The sequence below is a fragment of the Halomonas sp. TD01 genome (assembly GCF_923868895.1).
Lineage (GTDB): Bacteria > Pseudomonadota > Gammaproteobacteria > Pseudomonadales > Halomonadaceae > Vreelandella.
The window spans coordinates 1,215,278-1,238,777 of sequence record NZ_OV350343.1 but is presented as its reverse complement, the minus strand read 5'-3'; the positions used below and the strand labels follow the sequence as shown (position 1 = coordinate 1,238,777).

The window sequence follows — 23,500 nt, the reverse complement described above, 5'->3', positions numbered from 1 at the left end:
ATCCCTTAATTCATTGTCCGCACCCAGCATACGAGCAAATTCACAAGAAGGTATAGAGCTAGGGTCACTGTGCGCTACAATAGCCATCTATTGGAAGTGTGTGCCCCAGTAAGGTCCCTCATGACTCAGACCGTAGAATCGCCAGTGGTTCCCAAGCATGAGCTAGATAGCCGAGAGGCCAAGCGCGTTACTTACGTTGGCGCCTGGCTAGATGGCTTGTTGAGCACTGTTAAAGTCGTGGTTGGCTTTTGGGTGGGCTCTGCGGCGCTGATTGCCGATGGTATCCATTCACTTTCAGATCTTGTGACTGATGGTTTTGTGCTAGCCGCTATTCACTACGGCCGCCAGGAACCAGACGATGATCATCATTATGGTCATGGCCGAATCGAAACCTTAACCACGTTACTGCTAGGTAGTGTCCTGATCTTTGTGGCGGGTGGTATCGCCTGGTCTAGCCTAGATCGATTGTTTAGTGGTGCTGAAGTCAACGCTCCTGGCATGGTCGCTATTGTTATTACAATCATCGCCCTATTCAGTAAAGAGTGGATTTTTCGCTATACCATGCGCGTTGCTAAACGCGTTAAATCTAAGCTATTAGAAGCAAACGCTTGGCATTCCCGCAGCGATGCACTTTCCACCGCGGTGGTACTGGTCGCATTAATTGGCGCGCAGTTTGGTTTTGGCTGGCTAGACGCTGTTGCCGCTATCATCGTTGGTTTATTGGTTGGCAAAGTAGGTTGGGATTTACTTTGGGAGTCAGCGAGGGAACTCGTCGATACCGCGCTACCTGAAAGCGTTCAACAGCAAATGTACGATGTTGCTCGAAGCGTTCCAGGGGTAGACAGTGTCCATGACTTACGTACTCGCCAGTCTGCAGGCTGGGTCATGGTCGATTTACATGTGGTGGTTGGGCCAAAAATCACCGTGTCAGAAGCTCATGAAATCGGTAACGAAGTGAGCCGGCGTTTGCGACATGAGTTTCCGTTGCTCACTGATGTTATTTTTCACGTTGATCCTGAAGATGATGCTGGAGAAGGCGACCCTAGCCGCCTCCCCGGCCTTCCACTGCGACCCGAAGTAGAAGCCACGCTAAATGAACGCTGGTATATGCATCCGGTTTGGCGCACGTTAACCGAGCTGCAACTGCACTATCTAGACGATAAAGTATCGGTATCGCTTATTATTGGCGATTCAGTACACCAGCCACCTCAGTGCTTAGCCAGCCAATTAAAAGCGCTGGCCAGTGATATTGAGTGGCTGGGCCACGTGGAAGTGATGTTTATTACCCGCGCAGCCAGCAGTGCGATGCGTTAACCGCGTTACACGCTGCCGAGTACAACAGTCGCAATGCTGAAATAAATTAATACCCCTGTCGCATCAATTAACGTTGTTACCAACGGGGCAGAGGCAGTGGCAGGGTCAACCTTAAAGCGCTCTAGTACAAACGGTAGGCACATACCGATCATGCTACCAAACAGAACAATAGTCACCATGCTTAACGCCACGATGATGGCGACTGCTTCTCCGCCACGAAAAATCCCTATAGGTGCTACTGCAATTGCCATAGTGATGCCAAGCGAGCCCGCTACCAGAAGTTCACGGCCTAGCATCTTACTCCAGTCTTTCACACCAATATCGCCAGTCGCCATACCGCGTACCATCAACGTAGCTGCCTGAGCTCCCGCATTACCTCCACTACCGATTAACAATGGCAGGAAAAACACAAGCGCGACTTGGGCGGCAATCGTGTCCTCAAAGTAGGCAATTCCAGCGCCTGAAAAAAGATTGGCAAATACCAACAGCACTAGCCAGGTAACACGCTTGCGGTAGAGGCTCCACAGCGGCACTCGGCTAACGCCATCTTCCAACTGACCGATAGACATCCCCTTGTGGATATCCTCGGTAGCTTCCGACTCGGCAACGTCCATAGCGTCATCGTGGGTGACGATGCCTACCATACGGCCATCAGCGTCCAGTACAGGCAATGCCAGCAAGTCGTAGCGGGCCACAATTCGCGCCACCTCTTCCTGCTCTTTATCGACCGGTGTGCTGATAACATCTTTAATCATGATGTCATCAACTAACGCCCCAGGGCGGGCCACCATCAGTTGGCGCAGCGACATAGTCCCTATTAACTGGCCATCACTGTCTAACACATAAAGCTGATACACCGTTTCCGCATCTGGGGCCGTTTGGCGAACCCGCATCATGGCTTGAGACACCGTCATGCCACTGGCTATGGCGACATAGTCAGAGGTCATGATGGCGCCTGCTGTACCTTCTTCGTAGCTTGCTAGGCGTTTAAGATCTTCACGCTCTTGGTGAGCCATACGACGCAACAACGCTTCACGGCGGTCCTCACCAAGCAGATTAAACAAATCCGCACGTTCATCAGACCCCATCTCTTCTAGGAGCTTAAGCACCTGGGTATCAGACAGGTCTCCGACGACTTCAAGCTGACTCTCTCTTGGCAAATAGCCCAGAACGTTGGCGGCGCGCTCAGTCGAAAGAATATCGAGTATCGCAAGCGCTGCCGGAAGCTCTTCGTGGTCTTCGATTAGCTCTTCAATTACCTCACCAATATCTGCCGAGCGAATTTCGGCTAAACGCTCTGCCAATAGGGTTTTGTTCGGTTCCTCTTTGTTCAGCTCGCCAAGCAGCTCAGACTTTAGTTCCTGCAAGGTTTCATCGTTCAATGACATCGCTATCTCCCTTTGTGCAGACGCATATTGTGCAGGTGAGGTGTTACAGAAGAGCGTCCAGGCGCTGAATACGTTTTCTCATAGTACCAGACAAAAAAAACGCTCCTTAAACCCTGTCGGGTTCAAGGAGCGTTTTATTCACGCTAGCGCGTGTTTTTAGCCTTTACCCGCCTTTTTGCGCAGCTGCTGAATCGTTCGTAGCTGTGCAACGGCTTCGGCAAGTTCAGCGGCAGCACGGGTATAATCCAGCTCCGCTGACTTCTCATTAAAGGCTTTCAACGCCTGCTGACGCGCTTCTTCAGCAGCGGCCTCATCGAGGTCGCTAGCACGCGCAGCGGCGTCAGCCAGGATTGTCACGACATCTGGCTGAACTTCCATGAAGCCACCAGAGACAAAGAAGTTCTCTTCCTGGCCACCATCGTGGATCACGCGGATCGGGCCCGGCTGAAGCTCAGTCAGCAACGGGGCGTGACCCGGCAAAATGCCGAGGTCACCCATAATCCCGGAAGCCACTACCTGCTCAACACTGCCTGAGAAGATAGATGCTTCAGCGCTGACGATATTGCAAGTGAAGCTATTCGCCATAGCGAATCCCCCTAATGGACGGGATTACTTCTTCATCTGGTTGGCTTTTTCGACAGCTTCGTCGATGGAGCCGACCATGTAGAAGGCCTGTTCCGGCAACTCGTCATACTCACCCGCGAGGATGCCCTGGAAGCCACTAATCGTATCTTTCAAAGAAACATACTTACCGGGCGAACCAGTGAACACCTCTGCAACGAAGAACGGCTGCGACAAGAAGCGTTGGATTTTACGCGCACGAGATACAGCCAGCTTATCTTCATCAGATAGCTCGTCCATACCCAAAATCGCGATGATATCCTTCAGTTCTTTATAACGCTGCAGAACGTTCTGTACGCCACGGGCTACATCGTAGTGCTCTTCACCCACGACCAGCGGATCTAGCTGGCGTGAGGTAGAGTCCAGCGGATCAATCGCAGGATAAATACCAAGCTCCGCGATAGAACGTGCCAGTACAACGGTGGCGTCCAAGTGCGAGAAGGTCGTTGCTGGAGATGGGTCAGTCAAGTCATCCGCAGGTACGTAAACGGCCTGTACAGACGTGATAGAGCCCGTTTTAGTAGAGGTGATACGTTCCTGCAGAACGCCCATCTCTTCAGCCAACGTTGGCTGATAACCTACCGCAGACGGCATACGACCCAGCAGTGCAGATACTTCCGTACCGGCCAGGGTGTAGCGATAGATGTTATCGACGAACAGCAGAACGTCGCGGCCTTCATCACGGAATTTCTCAGCGATGGTTAGACCGGTCAGCGCAACACGTAAACGGTTGCCGGGCGGCTCATTCATCTGACCATAAACCAGCGATACCTTGTCGATAACGTTGGATTCAGTCATTTCGTGATAGAAGTCGTTACCCTCACGCGTACGCTCACCTACACCGGCGAATACAGAGTAGCCGCTGTGTTCGGTGGCGATGTTGCGGATAAGCTCCATCATGTTAACGGTTTTACCAACACCCGCACCGCCGAATAGACCAACTTTACCGCCCTTAGCGAACGGGCAAACGAGGTCGATAACCTTGATACCGGTTTCCAACAGCTCATTTGAAGCTGCTTGGTCAGCGTAGCTTGGTGCTTTACGGTGGATTGGCATGCGTTCTTGCTCGCCAATCGGGCCAGCTTCATCAATCGGCTCACCGAGCACGTTCATGATGCGACCTAGCGTTTCCTTACCGACGGGTACGGAAATCGCGGTACCTGTGTTGGTCACGTCCAAGCCACGTTTCAAGCCCTCAGTAGAGCCCATGGCAATGGTGCGCACCACGCCGTCGCCCAGCTGTTGCTGGACTTCGAGGATGGTCTCAGCATTAGAGACCTTCAGCGCGTCGTAGACCTTGGGCACAGAGTCCCGCGGAAACTCTACGTCAATCACCGCGCCGATGATTTGTACGATACGTCCGCTCATCTTGGTTCCTCTCAAAAACCTGCAAATGAAACCTGTCTGCCGGGAGCTATCTTTGCGATAGCTAGCTCCCTAGGCGTTATACGGCAGAAGCGCCGCCGACGATCTCGGAAATTTCCTGGGTGATGGCGGCCTGACGGGCCTTGTTGTACACCATCTCCAGATCGTCGATCAGGTTGCCCGCGTTATCAGTGGCACTCTTCATAGCGATCATTCGGGCGGCCTGTTCGCACGCACCGTTTTCGACTACCGCCTGATACACCTGTGATTCGATGAATCGAACCAACAGGCTGTCTAGCAACGCCTTGGCATCCGGTTCATACAGGTAGTCCCAGCTTCCGGGACGGGCGTTTTCTTCGTCATGCTTCGCGTCTGCGCCCATATCGGACGATAGCGGAAGAAGCTGACGTACAACTGGCCGTTGCGTCATGGTGTTAACAAATTCGTTATACACCACAAATAAACGGTCAAGGCGTCCTTCGTCGTACGCTTCTAACATGACCTTGACACTACCGATCAGTCCCTCAACAGACGGCGATTCTCCCAATCCGCTCTTGGCAGCAACCAGGTTGCCTCCATAGTTGCGGAAAAAGGCGCCGGCTTTAGAGCCGAGGGCACAGAAGTCTAGCTCGGCGTCTTGCTGTTTCCAGACAATGGCATCTTTCACCACTGCCTTAAACAGGTTGACGTTTAAGCCGCCACACAGACCGCGGTCAGTAGATACCACAATATAACCAACGCGCTTCACCTCGTTACGCTCGACCATGTAGTCGTGCTTGTATTCGGGGTTTGCGTCAGCAATGTGACCTACCACGTTACGAATCTGCTTGGCATACGGCTGGCCAGCCTTCATCAGATCTTGTGCTTTACGCATTTTAGATGCAGCCACCATTTCCATGGCGCTGGTAATCTTCTGCGTATTTTTAATGCTCCCGATCTGGGTGCGTATCTCTTTTGCAGCTGCCATAGCGATCTACCCTTCGTTCGTGGCTCTCAGAAAGCATGCAAGCCCGCCCGCAGGCGGGCCGAACATTACCAGCTCTGAGTCGCCTTGAACTTCTCGAGACCTGACTTCAAGCCGTCCTGAATCTCGCCGTTGTAGTCGCCGGTCTGGTTGATCTTATCGAGCAGATCGTTGTGCTCAGACTTCATGTAATCGTGCAGAGCACGTTCGAAGTCCAGCACTTTATCGACGCTCACATCATCCAGGTGACCTTCGTTAGCGGCGTACAGAGACAGCGCCATTTCCGCCACTGACATCGGCGAGTACTGCTTTTGCTTCATCAGTTCGGTAACGCGTTGGCCATGTTCAAGCTGCTTACGGGTAGCTTCATCAAGGTCAGAAGCAAACTGCGAGAACGCCGCCAGCTCACGGTACTGAGCCAAGGCCAAACGAACACCGCCACCCAGCTTCTTGATGATCTTGGTCTGCGCTGCACCACCAACACGAGAAACCGATAGACCTGCGTTAATCGCCGGACGAATACCGGAGTTAAACAGGTTGGTTTCCAAGAAAATCTGACCATCGGTGATCGAGATTACGTTAGTCGGAACGAACGCAGAAACGTCACCACCTTGGGTTTCAATAATCGGCAGTGCGGTCAAAGAACCGGTTTTGCCTTTTACTTCACCGTCAGTAAACTTCTCAACGTAATCAGCATTAACGCGCGCAGCGCGCTCTAGCAGACGTGAGTGGAGATAGAAAACGTCACCAGGATACGCTTCACGACCAGGCGGACGACGCAGCAGTAGCGATACCTGACGGTAAGCCACAGCCTGCTTGGAAAGATCGTCATAAACGATCAGTGCGTCTTCACCACGGTCACGGAAGTACTCACCCATGGTGCAGCCAGAATAAGCGGCCAAGAACTGCATCGGTGCCGGATCGGCAGCGCCAGCAGCCACAACGATGGTGTGTTCCATCGCGCCATGCTCTTCTAACTTGCGTACCACGTTAGCAATGGTCGACTGCTTCTGACCAATTGCTACGTAAACACAGGTAACGCCTTTGCCTTTCTGGTTGATGATCGCATCGATAGCAATGGCAGACTTACCAATCTGACGGTCACCGATGATCAGCTCACGCTGACCACGACCGATTGGCACCATGGCGTCGATAGACTTCAAACCTGTTTGGATCGGCTCGTCAACGGACTGACGGGTAATAACGCCAGGCGCTACTTTTTCTACCGCATCGGTCATTTTGGCGTTGATATCGCCTTTGCCGTCGATGGCATTACCTAATGCATCGACCACACGACCTACCAGCTCAGGGCCTACCGGCACTTCTAAGATACGACCCGTACACTGAGCGGTCATACCTTCTTGAAGTTGCAGATAGTCACCCAGGACAACGGCACCAACGGAGTCACGCTCCAGGTTCAGTACCATGCCAAAGATGCTGTTAGGGAATTCGATCATTTCACCGAACATCGCGTCTTCGAGGCCGTGAATTTTCACGATACCGTCGGAAACGCTGACGATGGTGCCCTGATTACGGGCTTCGGATGCGACGTCAAGCTTCTCAATTCGCTGCTTGATGATGTCGCTGATCTCGGAAGGATTCAGTTGCTGCATGCCATGTCCCTCAGACTCAAGCGGTCAGCGCTTCGGAAAGGCGATTCAATCGACCACGCACCGAACCGTCAATGACGGTATCGCCGGCACGCAGGATGACACCGCCAATAAGCGTCTTGTCCACCTGAGTAGTAATGGAGATTTCGCGATTCAGACGTTTCTTGAGTGCGTTCGCTAGCTTGGTCTGCTGTGCGGCAGTCAGCTTGTAAGCTGACGTTACTGTCACTTCAACGCGCTGTTCATGTTCGGCACGCAAGTACTCGAACTGTTCAGCAATGAAGGGCAGTGCCAACAAGCGTCCTTGGTCAGCTAAGGTATCCAAAAACCGCGACAGGCCTTCTTGCTTTTCCGACAACATATCGGAAAGCAACGCTACCTTTTTGTCGTTCTCAAGTTTTGGACTACCCAGCAGACGGCGAACGTCGCTGTTAGCAACCGCAGCGCTTAAAAAACCAAGCGCTTGGGACCAGCTATCAAACGCCTCATGATCACGCGCGTATTCAAACGCCGCCTTAGCGTAAGGACGAGCGACGGTAAGTAATTCCGCCATGGGTCACCTCCTTACAGTTCAGCAGCAAGCTCATCAAGTAACTTGCGATGTGCTTTCTCGTCGACCGAAGCTTCTAGTACACGCTCAGCACCAATGATGGCGAGGTGAGAAACCTGGGCACGAAGCTCGTCTTTTGCTCGATTCACTTCTTGCTCAATTTCTGAACGTGCACTTGCCATTAGGCGTTCGCCTTCAGCGCGGGCCTGTTCACGTGCTTCTTCGATCATCTGAGCAGAGCGCTTGTTGGCTTGCTCGAGAATTTGAGAAGCCTGCTCCTTGCTTTCACGCAGCGTTTGTTCTGCACGCTCTTGAGCTAGCTCAAGATCGCGAGTAGCACGGCTGGCTGCGTCTAAGCCATCAGCAATTTTCTTCTGACGCTCGTGAAGAGCGTTGCTGATCGGAGGCCACACATACTTTATGCAAAACCAGACAAAGATCGCGAAGGCGATCGTCTGCCCGATAAGCGTCATGTTGATATTCACAGGGATGTACCTCTGACAAGTTCGTGGCGACCGGAGTGAAACAAAACCGAGCGGGTTATCCGCTCGGCTAAGCTGTCATTAACCGGCGACAACGAAGATCAGGTACATCGCGATACCAACACCGATCATCGGAACGGCGTCAAGCAGACCGGCCATGATGAAGGTTTTGGTTTGCAGCTGGTCGCCCAGTTCAGGTTGACGCGCAGTAGATTCAAGCAACTTGCCGCCTAACAAGGCAAAGCCAATGCCAGTAGCCAGTGCGCCCAGACCGATGATGATGGCAGCTGAGAGATAAACCATTTCCATGATGTTGCTCCTGAGTTTAAGTTTTGGTTAAGGGTTGAGGGTTAATGAAAGCGTTGTTGCTTGGTTTAGTGGTGTTCGTGCGCCGCGCTCAAGTATACGACCGAGAGCGTGGTGAAAATAAAGGCCTGCAGCGTTACCACAAGAATGTGGAAGATGGCCCATGGCACGTCCAACAGCCAGATAGCCCAGAACGGCAGTAGGGCGATCAGGATAAAGATAACCTCACCGGCAAACATGTTGCCGAACAGACGCAGGCCAAGGCCTAGCGGCTTCACGAGCAAACCAATCACTTCAAGCACTAAATTGAAAGGAATGAGTGCCCAGTGATTGAATGGCGTCAGTGAAAGCTCTTTAGCGAAGCCACCTGCCCCTTTCACTTTGATGCTGTAATAAATAATTAAACAGAACACACCTAACGCCATACCTAGGGTGGCGTTGGGATCAGTCGTCGGTACAATTTTCATGTACTCAACGCCTAACTTATTGAACAGCACAGGGAAGTAATCAACTGGGATAATCTTCAGCGTATTCATGAGGAGAATCCACACGAACAGCGTCAACGCCAAAGGTGCAATAATGGGGTTACGTCCGTGGAAAGTGGCGCGGGTCAGGTTCTCAATGAACTCAACCACCATCTCTACGGCGTTTTGTAAGCCACCGGGCACGCCGGTAGTGGCTAGTTTACCTGCCTTACGGAAGAGCCAAATGAACAGCAAGCCCATGGCGATTGACCAACCCATGGTATCCAGGTGGATAGCCCAAAAGCCCATTTCACGCGCTTCTTCGGCGGAATGAGCCAGCGACCAACCATTCTCTGGGTGATTACCAAAGGTTAGGTTCTGCAAGTGGTGCTGGATATAGTAAGTCGATGAGACTTCGTTTCCTGCGGCCATAGACATGTCACCTCAATAAGTTGTGCGATTTCCTGGGCATTAACCAAGGTGCTAGCCAATGCGTCAAAATAACCGCGACATAAGCACTAAAAAAGAAAGCGGGGTTTGAAGGGGGCGCTACAACAAACACCAGTGAAAAAAGTGCCACCGTCAAACCAAACTTACCTGCTTCGGCGCGAAATAAATCCATCGCGCCAGATAAACGACGCTTTGCGCGAAAAATACCCATTCGCTGTATAAAAAAAGCGTGTGGTAGTAGCGCTACCAGCGCTCCTTTCAACACCGATAACACGCCTGCCAAATGAGCTATCGAAAACGCGAGCAATATACCCAAGAGCGTAACGACAAGTTGCGCCAACATTAGTCGAACAAAATATGTTTTTTGTCGCTGGGTTTCCAAACGTCGCATAATTCCCCAGCACGTTAGGTTGGATAGTTTTTACAACCATCGTTTTTACAACCGTCGTTTTTAAAATCTGTTGCTCATCGTCATAACAGACGACCTGCACAAATCTTGCGCGATTATAGGGAAGCGCTATCACACCTTCAACCGAAGTTGCACGGATTTCGCGCGTTTCGGCACCTACTTGCGACCAAAGGGCTAAAAAAACGCCGTAACTTTCATAAGCCTGCTATTTAATATGCGCTAAAATCCCGTCGAGCTCTTCAAGGCTGGTATAGCGAATAGTTACTTTTCCCTTCCCTTTTTGCCCGTGATCAATAGAGACGGGAGCACCTAGCAATTCCCCTAGGTGTGTTTCAAGCCGTGCGACATCCGGTGTTTTGGCGGTACGCGGCGGAGTCTGGGCAGGTGCCTGGTTAGCTTGTACTTTTTTAACCAGTGCTTCGGTGTCACGAACGGTTAAATCATTATTGACCACTTCATGGGCAATTTGGCGCTGCTGGGTACTGTTAAGCGAGAGCAGGGCTCGCGCATGCCCCATGTCTAAATCACCGCGTTCCAGCAGCGTTTGTACTTCAGGGTCTAACGCTAACAAGCGCAATAAGTTGGCGACTTGTGTGCGTGATTTGCCGACCGCATCGGCAATTTGCTGCTGGGTGAGTTCAAACTCTTCCCCTAAACGTTTTAGAGCAAGCGCTTCTTCGATGGCATTTAAATTTTCGCGCTGAATATTTTCAATCAACGCCAGTGCAAGTGCTACCTCATCACTGACATCGCGAATAACGGCAGGGATAACATCTAATTCGGCTAACTGTGCAGCACGCCAGCGACGTTCACCCGCGATAATTTCATAGCGGTTCTCACCCACTGGGCGAACCACAATAGGCTGCATCACCCCTTGTGCACGAATAGAATCAGCAAGCTCTTCCAATGCTTCTGGCTGAATATCCCGACGTGGCTGATATTTACCACGGGTAAGCTGGCCAAGAGGTAAGCGTTCTAGCCGTTCAGCCGCCGCTTCTTCCATTGGTGCTGCAGGCAACTGTGACGTGTCTGCACTATCCAGCGTCACGCCACCGGTAAGATCTAAACTGTCACGACGACGGGCGCCCGCACCAATCAGGGCATCCAGGCCACGTCCTAGCGCGCGTTTACGCGTCATTCGCTTCCCCTCGTACTTTTTATGTTACAGCGATAGCCGCCGAATCATCTCTTTAGCAAGCACACGATAAGCTTGGCTACCCCGCGAAAAGCGCGCGTATTGAGTAACGGGCAAGCCATGGCTTGGTGCTTCAGCAACCTTCACATTGCGCGGAATGGTTGTTTTTAACAGCGCATCGCCAAAAAAGTCTCTCAGTTGTTTGTCGACTTCGCGAGTCAAACTGGTGCGCTTATCGTACATAGTACGCAGAATGCCAGAAACGGCTAGATCAGGATTGATGCTCTGTTTAATCTGCTCAACAGTATCCAGCAGCGCTGATAATCCTTCCAATGCGTAGAATTCACACTGTAATGGAATAAGTACGCCATTAGCAGCGGTCAACGCATTCACGGTAAGCATATTCAGCGACGGTGGGCAGTCAATGAGCACGACATCATAGTCATCTGCCACGGTCTGCAGTGCTAACGACAAACGACTTTGCCGCTGGTCACTATCGAGCAGCTCTACTTCAGCGGCAGTTAAGTCGCCATTGCCAGGTAGGACATCGTATTTTACTGGAAGACCGCGAACAATCGCATCGCTTGCGGATGTTTCTCCCAGCAGTACGTCAAGTACGCTTTTTTCTAGCGCGTACTTATCAATGCCGCTGCCCATGCTGGCGTGCCCCTGTGGGTCTAAGTCTACCAGCAGGATCCGACGATCAAGTGCTGCCAAACTGGCGGCGAGATTAACGGCTGAAGTGGACTTGCCCACACCGCCTTTTTGGTTGGTCAGGGCAATGATCTGGCTCACTACTCAACTCCTTTTGGGGTCAGAATCAACAGCTGCCGCTCGGCCGTCTCGAAGGGTACACTCAGTAGGTGACGCGCCTGGAGCTCAACATAGGCGGGCAACTTACGCAGTTCATCATCAGCGCCAGGGCCTTTCATAGCAAGCCACTGCCCGTGAGCTGCCGGTAGCGCTCGGGTTAGCGAAATAAAGTCTACCAAGCTGGCAAAGGCTCGGGAAATAACCTGATCAAACGCCTGACCATTGAATTGCTCGACACGAGCTTGGGTTGGCGTGACGTTAGTCAACGCTAATTCCATCACTGCTTGGCGCTGAAAGCGAACTTTCTTGCCATTGCTATCGAGCAGCGTTACCTGTAATTCAGGCTTCATAATAGCAAGCACAAGGCCTGGTAAGCCGGGGCCAGCACCTACATCAAGTACCTGAGGCCCATGAACATAAGGCGCAACAGCAGCACTATCCAGCACGTGTCGTGAAACCATTTCTTCAACATCGCGCACAGCGGTGAGGTTATAAGCCTGATTCCACTTGTGCAATAGAGCGAGCAAACCGAGTAGTTGTTCGCGCTGTTTGGCAGTCACAGTGGCACCTAGCTCAGCTAATCCTTCATCTAACCGGGGTGCAACCGTTTTAGGCAAACTGTTGATCAATGGCGTTAATTGACTCATCCGTTAACTACCTCGGTATTGCTGACTAACCGACGTTTTTTCAAATGTATTAGCAAAATAGACACCGCTGCAGGGGTCACGCCTGAGATTCTAGCCGCTTGAGCCAGGGTTTCAGGACGCGTTTCGCTAAGCTTTTGACGGATCTCATTAGACAGACCTTCGACCCGCTGATAATCCAACTCGGCAGGTAGCGGTGTTGCTTCATGGCGTTTGAGTTTATCGATCTCATCCTGCTGACGGTCAATATACCCCTGATATTTCGCTTGAATTTGTACCTGTTCGGCAACTGTTTCATCGTCAACATCGCCGCTTTCGATACCTGGCAGCGATGTAATATCTGCATAGGTAAGCTCGGGGCGCTTTAACAAATCGCTCAAGCAGTATTCGCGAGGAAGCGGTCTACCGGTTTTTTCAGCAATTTTAGCGGCGGCAGGTGTATTGGGCTGCACCCAAACGGTTGCCAAACGAGCTGTTTCACGTTCGATGGCTTCGCGTTTTTGGCTAAACGCCGCCCAACGCTTGTCATCGACTAAACCGAGCTCGCGACCTTTCTCAGTTAAACGCAGATCAGCATTGTCTTCGCGTAGCAGGAGACGATATTCCGCACGTGAGGTAAACATGCGGTAGGGCTCTTTGGTACCCATGGTAATCAGATCATCCACCAACACACCGAGATAAGCTTCATCACGGCGGGGATGCCACGCCTCTAATTGTTTGGCGCGACGAGCGGCATTCAAGCCTGCCAGCAACCCTTGAGCACCCGCCTCTTCGTAGCCGGTAGTACCGTTTATTTGTCCAGCAAAAAACAGGTTGTGGATAAATTTAGTTTCCAGCGAGTGTTTTAAATCTCGCGGGTCAAAAAAGTCGTACTCAATGGCGTAGCCAGGCCGTGTGATATGAGCGTTTTCTAAACCTTTAATCGAGCGAACCACCTGTAACTGAACATCGAAAGGCAACGACGTTGAGATTCCGTTGGGATAGAGCTCATGTGTGTCCAAGCCTTCAGGTTCAATAAATACCTGATGGCTTGATTTGTCGGCAAAACGGTGAACTTTGTCTTCAATCGACGGGCAGTATCGCGGACCAATGCCTTCGATGACACCAGAATACATGGGTGAGCGGTCTAGGTTCGCCATGATGATTTCATGGGTGCGCTCATTGGTGTGCGCAATGTGGCAGCTCACCTGCTGAGGATGCATTTCCCGTGAACCAAGGTATGACATGACCGGCGTTGGCGTATCACCTGGCTGCTCTTCCAATGATGTGAAGTCGACGGTTTTGGCATCAATACGTGGAGGCGTCCCGGTTTTTAATCGATCAACGCGAAACGGTAATGCTCGTAAGCGTTCAGCCAAAGCATTGGACGGCGGATCCCCGGCGCGACCCCCGCGGCTTTGATCCAACCCAATGTGGATAACTCCCCCTAAAAACGTCCCCGTTGATAGAACGACGGACTCCGCGTGGAAGCGGATGCCTGTTTCGGTTACGACACCTCGAACGGTGTGGTTATCCACAATCAGATCGCCAGCGGCTTGCTGAAAAATCGTTAAATTCGGCTGGTTTTCCAGCATTCCGCGAATAGCGGCTTTGTAGCGAATTCGGTCTGCTTGAGCACGTGTCGCTCGAACGGCTGGGCCTTTACGAGCGTTCAATACCCGAAACTGGATGCCGCCTAAGTCCGTGGCTAGCCCCATTGCACCACCGAGTGCATCAATTTCTTTTACTAGGTGGCTTTTGCCAATCCCACCAATCGCTGGGTTGCACGACATTTGGCCGAGCGTTTCGAAATTGTGAGTTAGCAATAGGGTTTGACAACCCATACGAGCAGAGGCCAATGCGGCTTCAGTTCCCGCATGGCCACCGCCGATGACAATCACGTCAAAGCGGTCGGGATAGTTCAAGAGGCACCTCGTCTTGCGCCGTTTGGCACGGATGATGTGAGTCAGTGTGTGTTCACTGATTGAGTAAGCCCGCCAGTATAAACCTCCTGTGGGTAACCGTCAGGTTTTTCCACACCCAAAACTAAGTATCCATCTATTATTAATAACAAAATAAAAATATATAAGAGAAGTTCTATTGATGTTGTAACTACTGGTGTGGACAAAATCTGTTGATAACCGAAATTAAACAATTAATTTCAACGACTTAAATTGTTAGCTTTTACATGATTAAACGGCGGAGTACCTGAGTAGAAGCGGTGCTACTCCTGTGGATGAAAGTGCGACTTACACACAAGCATGACAAACAACGGGTTATCCACCGGCTCATACCGAGTTTGTTACCGCACCTGTGAACAAGTGAGATTGGTGTCTTATAAAGTGCTTATTTGCGCTCATGGTAGGTGTCGTAGCGCGATATAACAAAGCGTGTAAAAAATAGTATCCACAGGCAAAAAAAATGGCCTGTCGTGGTGACAGGCCATTTAACGGGGTAAAAATTGGCAAAAAAGTCAGATTAATTCCGACATTAGTGCTTCAAAACGCGTGCAAGGAAGGATTGTGTTCGCTCATGTTGTGGCGTATCGAACAGTTGCTCGGGGGGGCCTTGTTCGGCAATTTCGCCTTTATGGATGAAAATAACGCGGTCTGCCACCTCACGGGCAAAGCCCATTTCATGGGTAACAATCACCATGGTCATGCCTTCTTTGGCAAGCTCTCGCATGGCGTCCAGCACTTCACCAATCATTTCAGGGTCAAGCGCTGACGTAGGCTCGTCAAACAGCATAAGGCGGGGTTCCATGGCTAATGCTCGGGCTAACGCCACACGTTGCTGTTGCCCGCCCGATAGCTGGCTTGGGTACTTATCTGCTTGGTCTGCAATACCAACGCGCTCTAGCAGTCTTTCAGCAGTATCTTCGGCATCTTGTCGGCTCCACCCCCGCACTTTCATGGGCGCAAGGGTGACGTTGTCGCGCACGCTTAAGTGGGGAAAAAGGTTGAACTGCTGAAACACCATGCCGACTTCAGTACGGATAGTTTGCAGCGCTTTACTGCTTTTACCATTGGGCAGTAATTGGTTGCCATCAACATCAAGAGAGCCGGATTGAAACTCTTCTAAGCCGTTGATACAGCGGATGAGTGTTGATTTACCAGAGCCACTGGCACCGATGATAACGACGACTTCACCAGGGATAATTTCAAGATCAATATTATTGAGTACGTGCAGGCTGCCAAAATGCTTATTGAGCTGCTGCATACGCACAATTGGCGATTGGGTAGAGGTCATTGCACGTTCCTTTATTGTCCTGCGAGGCCTCTGCGCTCAATTTGGCGCAGAATCAAAGAGAGAGTCCAGGTGATGGCAAGGTACATCAGCGCCACCATGAAATAGACCTCAAGTGCGGTAAAGGTAGTCGCAATATAAATTTGCCCTTGGCGAACCAATTCACCGACCCCAATCACTGAAAATAGCGAGGTATCTTTGATACTGATGATGCCCTGGTTGCCCAGCGGAGGAATCATGCGCCGTAGGGCTTGGGGCCAAATCACGTAACGAAAAGCTTGGGTTCGAGACAAGCCTAATGAGAGAGAGGCTTCTCGCTGACCACGCTCGATAGACTGCACGCCGCCCCGCACTATTTCAGAGATATAAGCCCCTGAATTAATGGCGATAGCGGCGATACCGGCGACTAATGCGTTGATTGGGCTGCCCAGTAGTTGGGGTAAGCCATAAAAGATAAACAGAACCTGCACTAAAATGGGCGTGCCGCGAAAAACTTCGACGTAAAAAATCGCTGGCCAGCGTAGCCAACGCACTGGACTAATGCGCAATAAACCAAAGAAAATGCCAATAAAGAAGCCGATAGCTAAGCCGCCAAACGATATAAGCAGTGTCCAAGGAATACCTGGTAACAGATAAGGGATCGACCCAAATGCGGCCGACCAATCAAACTGAAAGTTAACGTCCACGCGTTATCTCCAGAAAAATTAACAACGACACAGGGCCGGGGGAATAGCCGCCCGGCCCTGAGATGAAAAGCACTTGTTAGTGATAGCGAACAGCGGCGTTACTCAGCGCTGGGGGCTTCACCAAACCACTTCGTGTAGATTTCATCGTAGGTGCCGTCTTCACGCATAGCGGCAAGCGCTTCGTTGGTAGGCTCTACCCACTCGCTGCCTTTATGGAAAACAATGCCGTACTGCTGGCCTTCATATAGTGGGCCAACCACCTTGGTACGGCCTTCACCACGGGTTTGTGAGAAGTAGGCGACGTTAGGGGCGTCGTACAGCACTGCGTCGACGTTGCGCCCTAAGAGCGCCATGTACATATCAGCCGTGCCAGGATAGGGAGTAATGTCGGCATCTTCGCCGAGTTCCTGCTGAAGGAAGTCGTAGCTAGTAGAGCCGATTTTGGTGGCAATGGTGAGACCTGCTAGGTCTTCAATCGAAGAGACATCTTCGTTGTCAGCGCGCACGATGATTTGCAGACCTGAGTCATAGTAGGGGTCGGAGAAATCGACGACCTGGGCACGCTCTTCAGTAATGGTGGTGCCCGCGATGGCGATTTCCTGGCTGCCAGTTTGGACGGCGGGAATGATGCCAGAGAATTCCATCGTGGTGAGGTTAACTTCAAAGCCAGCGCGCTCGGCGACGGCGTTGATGATATCCATATCAAAACCGATCATTTCACCGGTTTCAGGATCCATCATTTCGAACGGTACAAAGCTTGGGTCAGTGGCCACATTCACAGAAGGCGTTTGTGCAAACGCGATAGTGGTACTGCCTAAACCCAGAGCAAGAGCGGTAGCAATGACAGATTTTTTTAGTAGGTAATTCATTAGTTTCCCCGTGTATTATTTGGTTAGTGACGTCATTTAAAGAAGATTTTCTCTTATAAATTACGTCTGCAACCGTTATTGACCTTTTAACCTTGGCGAGAAACCACCAAGGCGTCAAGTCACGGGGAGGGGGTTGTTACCAACGTTGGTTAGACCATGAAGGAAGCACCACAGCCGCAGGTGGCCGTAGCGTTGGGGTTTTGAACACGAAAGCGGGCACCTGCTAACCCTTCTTCATAGTCGATGGTTGAACCCACCAAGTATTGGTAGGAGAGAGGATCGACCACGAGGATGGCATCGCCAAATTCAATCAACGTGTCGTCTTCGGCCACGTTTTCAGCAAAATCAAACCCATACTGGAACCCCGAGCAGCCACCACCGGTGACATAAACGCGTAGTTTCAGCGCAGGGTTGGCCTCTTCTGCCATGAGTGCTTGGATGCGTTTCCGAGCACTGTCAGACAATAGTAGAGGCGTTGGAATAAAAGCTTCTGCACCGCTCATGGGTACCTCCCGCGAGCTTTAAGAACGAATAATCGACATTGGAGTGTGATTATGGGTAATTCCCAGCAAAATGGTCAACTATTGCTGGGAATTAGTCGTGCCTTAAGGCATCAACGCTGGGGCGTTGAGGCCCATATTTTCGTCAAAGCCAAACATGAGATTCAGGTTTTGAATCGCTTGGCCTGATGCGCCTTTAACAAGGTTATCAATTATCGAAAGTACGACCACGGTATTGCCATTGCCAGGACGGTGAACAGCGATACGGCAGGTATTGTTGCCTTTGACGCTGCGAGTTTCCGGGTGGCTGCCTGCAGGCATGACGTCAACAAACGGCTCGTGGGCGTAACGCTGCTCAAAGAGTGCCTGTAAATCGCCTGGCTCTTCAGTCAGCGTACTATAGAGCGTGGCATGAATGCCGCGGATCATAGGCGTTAAGTGAGGCACAAAGGTAAGCCCCACGGCGTTTGGCTGCATATCGCTTAAGCCTTGACGAATTTCAGGCAAATGGCGATGTCCGGACGCACCGTAGGCTTTCATCGATTCGCTGGCTTCGGCTAGCAGCGAGGCAACTTTGGCACCACGGCCTGCGCCGGTAACGCCAGATTTACAGTCTGCGATTAACTGGCCTGGGTCGATTAAACCAGCTTCTAAAAGCGGCAGGTAGCCGAGTTGAACAGCCGTTGGGTAACATCCTGGCACGGCAATTAAGCGAGCCTTTTTGATCTGTTCACGATGCATTTCTGGCAGGCCATACACGGCTTCTTTTAGCAGTTCTGGGGCGCCATGGGGCTGGTCGTACCACTGGCTCCATTCGTCGGCATCGCGTAGCCGAAAGTCAGCAGATAAGTCGATTACCCGAGTGCCATTGTCGAGCAGTTCGCCTGCTAGCGCGTGGGCGACCCCGTGGGGTGTCGCAAAAAACACCGCGTCCATTGCACCCAGCGCCTTGGCGTCTGGCTCGCTAAACGTAAGCGCGTCATAGTGGCCGCGCAGGTTGGGATACATGTCGCATACCTTCACGCCGGCTTCCGAGCGCGAGGTAATGGCTTCTACGTTTACCTGTGGATGCAGGGCAAGCAACCGCAACAGCTCAACGCCGGTATAGCCGGTACCACCTATAATGCCAACCTTAATCACAAACCACTCCTTGCGCATTACGCACAGTCAGACCCAACAATAATTAGCAGCCTAATGAGATACCACAGGCTGTTGAACTGTAGCTAGCTATGATACACAAGAGAGTAGGCGCATAAGAGCGCTATGGGGAAACAGGCATGTGTTCATTAAAGCGAACATGATGCGTAGAAACGAACAATAAGCGCAAGGACGGACGTTGTGGCACGTTTTTCCCGGTCGGATTTCACCTTAGAAAGTTTTCGTCGCCAGTTGGCGAACGTTGATGCCCTGCCTCAGCTGTGTGTGCTGGGGCTAGTATCTGGGGTGATCACAGGCGCGGTGATGGTGGCTTTTCGCTTATTGCTAGAGGTAGGCGCTGCACTTTATATGCCTGAAGGCAATCCTGAGGCCTTTGAAGGGCTAGCGCCATGGCTACGTGCACTGCTGCCGATTATTGCCGTAACGCTGATTGGCACGCTGCTTTATCGCCAAAAGGCGGCCGCCCGTAAGTTAGGGGTTGGCCATGTTATAGAGCGTCTCACCTATCATCAGGGACGTTTCCCTATGCGCAACTGGCTTAATCAGTGGTGGGTAGGCGTTGTGTCTGTACTGGGTGGCCTCTCAGCGGGACGTGAAGGCCCTGCCATTCATCTGGGCGCAGCGGCATCTAGTGGTTTAGGTCTCAAGCTTCGCTTGCCCAATAACAGTTTACGGGTGTTGGTTGCTTGCGGTACGGCGGCAGGTATATCAGCATCATTTAATACGCCAATCGCAGGGGTGATTTTCGCCATGGAAGTGGTGATGATGGAGTACACCCTAATGAGCTTTATGCCGGTAATACTTGCCTCTACCATGGGGGCACTGGTCGCTCAGTTAGTGTATGGCAACGAACCGGCGTTTCGCATTCCTGAAGTTGCCCTAGGTTCGTTAATGAATGTGCCTTGGGTGGTTATTATTGGTTTGGTGATTGGCCTATTAGCGGGCGTATTTATTCATATTTCGCGTAGTCAGCACTTACATCAGTTGCCGCTATGGCTTAGGTTAGGCGCCGTCGGGGTGATAACGGGCGCTGTTGCGTGGTGGTTTCCTGAAGTACAAGGTATTGGTTACGACAGCGTTGCGGCTATGTTGAATAATCAGCTGACCATTACTGTGTTGCTGGCACTGATGATCGCTAAGCTCTTGATTACTGCCATCACCGTGGCAGGTGGTGTGCCTATCGGCATTATTGGCCCTGTCTTGGTGGTAGGTGCTGCCACGGGTGCCCTAGGGGGGATGCTGGGCGGCTGGGTATGGCCAGATAAAGCGGCAGACCCCGGCATTTATGCCATGCTGGGCATGGCGGCGATGATGGGCGCTGTATTGCAAGCCCCGCTTGCCGCATTGATGGCGTTGCTTGAACTAACCCATTCGCCTCATATCATGCTGCCTGGCATGCTTGTCGTCGTGGTTGCCTGCCTGACATCTCGTCAGCTTACTGGTTGTGAAGGCTTTTTTATTAGCTCGGTACGCTATGGGTTGCATCCGTTACAGCAGCCTTTAATGCAGGCGCTTTCGCGGGTGTCGGTGCCGGCGGTAATGGAGCGCCATTTAGTACGCACAGATCGCATGATCACGCCTGACCAAGCTCGTCGTTTGTTGGAAACGAATCCTGTGTGGCTAGTCATTGAGCGCTCTAGCGCAGAAAAACCCGTGCTGGCGCTTAAGGCCGCTGAGCTTGCGCGTTGGCTGCTGGAACATGATGAAGCGCTGCACGGCGAAGCTCCTCCCGATGACGAACGAATTGACTTACTTGAGATCCCCGGTCAGCGGCTTGAAATGGCACCTATCGGATTACAAGCAACGCTATCAGAAGCGTTTCTAAAACTTCAGGACAATGCGCTAGGCGCGCTCTATGTCGTGCACGGTTATCGACCAAAGCAGCAGCGAATTTCAGGTATCATTACGCGTGGCGCTATCGAACGTTATTATCACTACACTGACCCCCGCGAGCCCAACGCCTAAGGAGAGACCATGTATTTATGGGTAAAGGCCATTCATTTGATGGCTGTTGTTACCTGGTTTGCCGCACTGTTTTATTTACCGCGGCTGTATGTGTACCACGCCATGGCGCGGGACACAGGCGATGAGCAAGCAATCACTTACTTTAAAACCATGGAGCGTAAGCTTTACCGTGGGATTATGACGCCGTCGATGATTATTGTACTGATCTTTGGTGGCTGGATGCTTTATCTCGTGCCTGGCTGGTTTAGCCAAGGCTGGATGCACGCTAAGTTAGCGCTTGTCGCACTACTAATCGCTTACCATCATGTTTGCTTAATTTATTTGAAGCAATTTGATCAAGCCCGCTGCACCAAAAGCCATGTGTTTTTCCGCTGGTTTAACGAAGCGCCTGTGATTGCGTTAATCGCGATTATTATCCTGGCGGTGGTGAAGCCCTTTTGATGCGCCAACCTCTTCCTCCCGTTGTTTTAGTGTTAGCTGGCCACGACCCCACCGGGGGAGCTGGGTTAGTGGCTGATAGCGAAGCGATAGCCGCCTGTGGTGGCTGGGCAGTCACCATTCCAACCGCGCTGACCGTTCAAAATTGCCATAACGTGATACGTATTCTGCCTGCAGATCCTGCTGCAATGAGGCAAATGGCAGAAGCGTTAGGTGATATGCAAATTGCGGCTATTAAGCTGGGGCTGTTGGCTGATGAGGCGACACTGCGGGCAGCGGAACAAATTATCCGCCGTTTCCCTGGAATTCCCGTCGTCGCAGACCCGGTATTAAAAGCAGGTGGAGGAGCTAAGTTATCCACACCCGCCTTGCAGCAACTTTATATTGATCGTTTGCTACCGCTTGTGGATATAGTAACGCCCAATCGGTTTGAGCTTGCTGCACTGACGCCTGAGATAACCGACCCTCTCGATGACACGGCCCGCGCCGTTGAACTACTGTCGCAGGGTTGCCAAGGTGTACTTGTGACCGCGACTGACGATCCACTGCCGGGTAATACGCAACAGGTTGTGCATACGCTGCACTCTCCTGACACCACGCGCCAATGGCAGTGGCCACGTTTGCCTGAAGTATTTCACGGATCAGGCTGTACATTAGCCTCAGCACTTGCGGCTCGTTTAGCTGTTGGTGAGCGCTTACCAACCGCCTGTGAGCAAGCCCAGCACTTTACCTGGGAGAGTTTGTCTCATGGTTATCAGCCCCCTAGCGGCCAGTGTTTACCGAAACGCTTGCCACGCCCCGTACGCTTTTGATCTCATTGGCAGTAAGCCATTAATGTTGAGGATGCCATGACCACATCTGCAGAACTGTTTGACCTCGCCAGTCGCCACATTCCGGGGGGGGTTAACTCCCCTGTTCGTGCTTTTAAAGGCCTCCATCGTCCACCTGTTTTTATGGAGCGTGCTCAGGGTGCCTACTTATTCGATGTGGAAGGTAACCGCTACGTAGACTATATCGGTTCATGGGGCCCGATGATCACCGGGCACGCCGATCAGGATGTACTCGCTGCCGTGCGTGCACGGTTAGATAACGGCCTCTCTTTCGGCACGCCGACCGCTGTTGAAACCACCATGGCCGATCTAATCTGTGAAATGATTCCTTCCATGGAAATGGTGCGCATGACCAGCTCTGGCACCGAAGCAACGATGTCGGCCATTCGCCTTGCGCGCGGGACAACGGGGCGCGACAAAATCGTCAAGTTTGAAGGTAACTACCACGGCCATTCGGATTCATTGCTCGTCAAAGCGGGTTCAGGCGCGTTAACCCACGGTGAACCTAGCTCTCCAGGCGTACCCGCATCACTTGCTGAGCACACCATTACGCTTTCCTATAACGATCCTGAAGGGGTGGAAGCGTGCTTCGCAGAGATCGGAGAGCAGATTGCCTGCATTATCGTGGAGCCGGTTGCGGGTAATATGAACTGCATTCCTCCCCAGCCGGGTTTCTTAGAAACGTTGCGCCGGGTATGCAATGAATCTGGCAGTATTTTGATTTTTGATGAAGTTATGACCGGTTTCCGCGTCGCTTTAGGCGGTGCTCAGGCACATTACGGTGTAACGCCCGACCTTACTTGCTTAGGTAAAATTGTTGGCGGCGGCATGCCCGTCGGGGCGTTCGGCGGTAAACGAGAGATCATGCAAAATATCTCGCCTTTGGGGCCGGTTTATCAAGCGGGTACACTTTCCGGTAATCCGCTAGCCATGGCCGCTGGGGTTGCCCTGCTAACCAAACTGCAGGTGCCTGGTTTCCATGACGCGCTGACCCAGCGGGTGCAAACCCTGTGTACCGGCTTGCAAGAGCGTGCTAACGCTGCCCGCGTACCGATGATGACCCAGTCTGCAGGCGGCATGTTTGGCGTTTTCTTTACGTCGCAATCCCGTGTGGATAACTTTGCCCAAGCCACCGCTTGCAACCCCGATGCTTTCCGTCGTTTCTTTGGTGCCATGCTCGATCACGGTGTTTATCTCGCACCTTCCGCCTATGAAGCAGGCTTTATGTCTAGCGCCCACACGCCGGAAGATATTCAGCTAACGTTGGATGCGGCAGAAAAAGCCTTTGCCGTTATGTAACGCTAGGTAACAAGC

24 protein-coding genes are annotated in these 23,500 nt (G+C 51.9%); 5 read left to right on the top strand and 19 right to left on the bottom strand.

The features are described 5' to 3' along the window. The first annotated feature begins 120 nt into the window (after positions 1–120). Positions 121–1,314: a cation diffusion facilitator family transporter gene (locus L1X57_RS05865; RefSeq protein WP_009723311.1), complete on the top strand. Its 1,194-nt coding sequence runs from the start codon at positions 121–123 to the stop codon at positions 1,312–1,314. A gap of 5 nt (positions 1,315–1,319) precedes the next feature. Here the strand turns inward: L1X57_RS05865 and mgtE are convergent, their stop codons facing one another. From mgtE to argC, 19 genes are all read right to left on the bottom strand, one after another. After that, entirely contained in the window at positions 1,320–2,702 is a 1,383-nt protein-coding gene (gene mgtE / locus L1X57_RS05860; RefSeq protein WP_009723312.1) for a magnesium transporter, read from the bottom strand. 156 nt (positions 2,703–2,858) lie between these two features. Further along, a complete protein-coding gene (locus L1X57_RS05855; protein WP_009723313.1) occupies positions 2,859–3,287 on the bottom strand; it encodes a F0F1 ATP synthase subunit epsilon in 429 nt (142 codons plus the stop codon). 24 nt (positions 3,288–3,311) lie between these two features. Beyond that, positions 3,312–4,691, bottom strand: a complete 1,380-nt coding sequence (gene atpD / locus L1X57_RS05850) for a F0F1 ATP synthase subunit beta (RefSeq protein WP_009723314.1) — start codon at positions 4,689–4,691, stop codon at positions 3,312–3,314. Positions 4,692–4,767: 76 nt separating this feature from the next. Then, positions 4,768–5,655, bottom strand: a complete 888-nt coding sequence (gene atpG / locus L1X57_RS05845; RefSeq protein ID WP_009723315.1) for a F0F1 ATP synthase subunit gamma — start codon at positions 5,653–5,655, stop codon at positions 4,768–4,770. A 65-nt stretch (positions 5,656–5,720) separates the two neighbouring features. Then, positions 5,721–7,265, bottom strand: coding sequence for a F0F1 ATP synthase subunit alpha (gene atpA, locus L1X57_RS05840; RefSeq protein ID WP_009723316.1), 1,545 nt, complete (start codon positions 7,263–7,265; stop codon positions 5,721–5,723). A 16-nt stretch (positions 7,266–7,281) separates the two neighbouring features. Then, the gene (locus L1X57_RS05835) at positions 7,282–7,815 is read right to left on the bottom strand and encodes a F0F1 ATP synthase subunit delta (RefSeq protein WP_009723317.1); all 534 of its coding nucleotides are present in this window, start codon (positions 7,813–7,815) and stop codon (positions 7,282–7,284) included. Positions 7,816–7,826: 11 nt separating this feature from the next. Further along, complete coding sequence (locus L1X57_RS05830; RefSeq protein ID WP_009723318.1) at positions 7,827–8,297, bottom strand: F0F1 ATP synthase subunit B; 471 nt, start codon at positions 8,295–8,297, stop codon at positions 7,827–7,829. 78 nt (positions 8,298–8,375) lie between these two features. Further along, positions 8,376–8,603 (bottom strand): F0F1 ATP synthase subunit C, encoded by a 228-nt coding sequence (atpE, locus tag L1X57_RS05825; RefSeq protein ID WP_007112217.1) that lies wholly within the window; start codon positions 8,601–8,603, stop codon positions 8,376–8,378. A gap of 65 nt (positions 8,604–8,668) precedes the next feature. After that, positions 8,669–9,496, bottom strand: coding sequence for a F0F1 ATP synthase subunit A (gene atpB, locus L1X57_RS05820; protein ID WP_009723319.1), 828 nt, complete (start codon positions 9,494–9,496; stop codon positions 8,669–8,671). Between the two features lie 7 nt (positions 9,497–9,503). Beyond that, entirely contained in the window at positions 9,504–9,905 is a 402-nt protein-coding gene (locus tag L1X57_RS05815) for an ATP synthase subunit I (protein WP_009723320.1), read from the bottom strand. A 223-nt stretch (positions 9,906–10,128) separates the two neighbouring features. Then, positions 10,129–11,061, bottom strand: coding sequence for a ParB/RepB/Spo0J family partition protein (locus L1X57_RS05810; protein ID WP_009723321.1), 933 nt, complete (start codon positions 11,059–11,061; stop codon positions 10,129–10,131). Positions 11,062–11,085: 24 nt separating this feature from the next. Further along, a complete protein-coding gene (locus tag L1X57_RS05805) occupies positions 11,086–11,853 on the bottom strand; it encodes a ParA family protein (protein ID WP_009723322.1) in 768 nt (255 codons plus the stop codon). Beyond that, the gene (rsmG, locus tag L1X57_RS05800) at positions 11,853–12,518 is read right to left on the bottom strand and encodes a 16S rRNA (guanine(527)-N(7))-methyltransferase RsmG (RefSeq protein ID WP_009723323.1); all 666 of its coding nucleotides are present in this window, start codon (positions 12,516–12,518) and stop codon (positions 11,853–11,855) included. Before rsmG ends, L1X57_RS05805 begins: the two co-directional genes overlap by 1 nt. Continuing rightward, the gene (mnmG, locus tag L1X57_RS05795) at positions 12,515–14,419 is read right to left on the bottom strand and encodes a tRNA uridine-5-carboxymethylaminomethyl(34) synthesis enzyme MnmG (protein ID WP_009723324.1); all 1,905 of its coding nucleotides are present in this window, start codon (positions 14,417–14,419) and stop codon (positions 12,515–12,517) included. Before mnmG ends, rsmG begins: the two co-directional genes overlap by 4 nt. A gap of 565 nt (positions 14,420–14,984) precedes the next feature. Then, a complete protein-coding gene (locus tag L1X57_RS05790) occupies positions 14,985–15,743 on the bottom strand; it encodes an amino acid ABC transporter ATP-binding protein (RefSeq protein ID WP_009723325.1) in 759 nt (252 codons plus the stop codon). An 11-nt stretch (positions 15,744–15,754) separates the two neighbouring features. After that, positions 15,755–16,426, bottom strand: a complete 672-nt coding sequence (locus L1X57_RS05785) for an amino acid ABC transporter permease (protein WP_009723326.1) — start codon at positions 16,424–16,426, stop codon at positions 15,755–15,757. 98 nt (positions 16,427–16,524) lie between these two features. Continuing rightward, the gene (locus L1X57_RS05780; protein ID WP_009723327.1) at positions 16,525–17,295 is read right to left on the bottom strand and encodes a transporter substrate-binding domain-containing protein; all 771 of its coding nucleotides are present in this window, start codon (positions 17,293–17,295) and stop codon (positions 16,525–16,527) included. Between the two features lie 149 nt (positions 17,296–17,444). After that, positions 17,445–17,798, bottom strand: a complete 354-nt coding sequence (gene erpA / locus L1X57_RS05775) for an iron-sulfur cluster insertion protein ErpA (RefSeq protein WP_009723328.1) — start codon at positions 17,796–17,798, stop codon at positions 17,445–17,447. 102 nt (positions 17,799–17,900) lie between these two features. Continuing rightward, positions 17,901–18,935 (bottom strand): N-acetyl-gamma-glutamyl-phosphate reductase, encoded by a 1,035-nt coding sequence (argC, locus tag L1X57_RS05770; RefSeq protein WP_009723329.1) that lies wholly within the window; start codon positions 18,933–18,935, stop codon positions 17,901–17,903. A 198-nt stretch (positions 18,936–19,133) separates the two neighbouring features. Between argC and L1X57_RS05765 the strand changes: the two genes are divergently transcribed. From L1X57_RS05765 to hemL, 4 genes are read left to right on the top strand one after another with little or no spacing between them, the layout of a single operon-like run. After that, positions 19,134–20,918 (top strand): chloride channel protein, encoded by a 1,785-nt coding sequence (locus L1X57_RS05765; protein WP_009723330.1) that lies wholly within the window; start codon positions 19,134–19,136, stop codon positions 20,916–20,918. 9 nt (positions 20,919–20,927) lie between these two features. Beyond that, complete coding sequence (gene hemJ, locus L1X57_RS05760) at positions 20,928–21,359, top strand: protoporphyrinogen oxidase HemJ (protein ID WP_009723331.1); 432 nt, start codon at positions 20,928–20,930, stop codon at positions 21,357–21,359. Beyond that, positions 21,359–22,168, top strand: coding sequence for a bifunctional hydroxymethylpyrimidine kinase/phosphomethylpyrimidine kinase (thiD, locus tag L1X57_RS05755; protein ID WP_009723332.1), 810 nt, complete (start codon positions 21,359–21,361; stop codon positions 22,166–22,168). Before hemJ ends, thiD begins: the two co-directional genes overlap by 1 nt. Positions 22,169–22,204: 36 nt before the next feature. Next, positions 22,205–23,485, top strand: a complete 1,281-nt coding sequence (gene hemL / locus L1X57_RS05750) for a glutamate-1-semialdehyde 2,1-aminomutase (protein WP_009723333.1) — start codon at positions 22,205–22,207, stop codon at positions 23,483–23,485. Positions 23,486–23,500 lie beyond the last annotated feature (15 nt).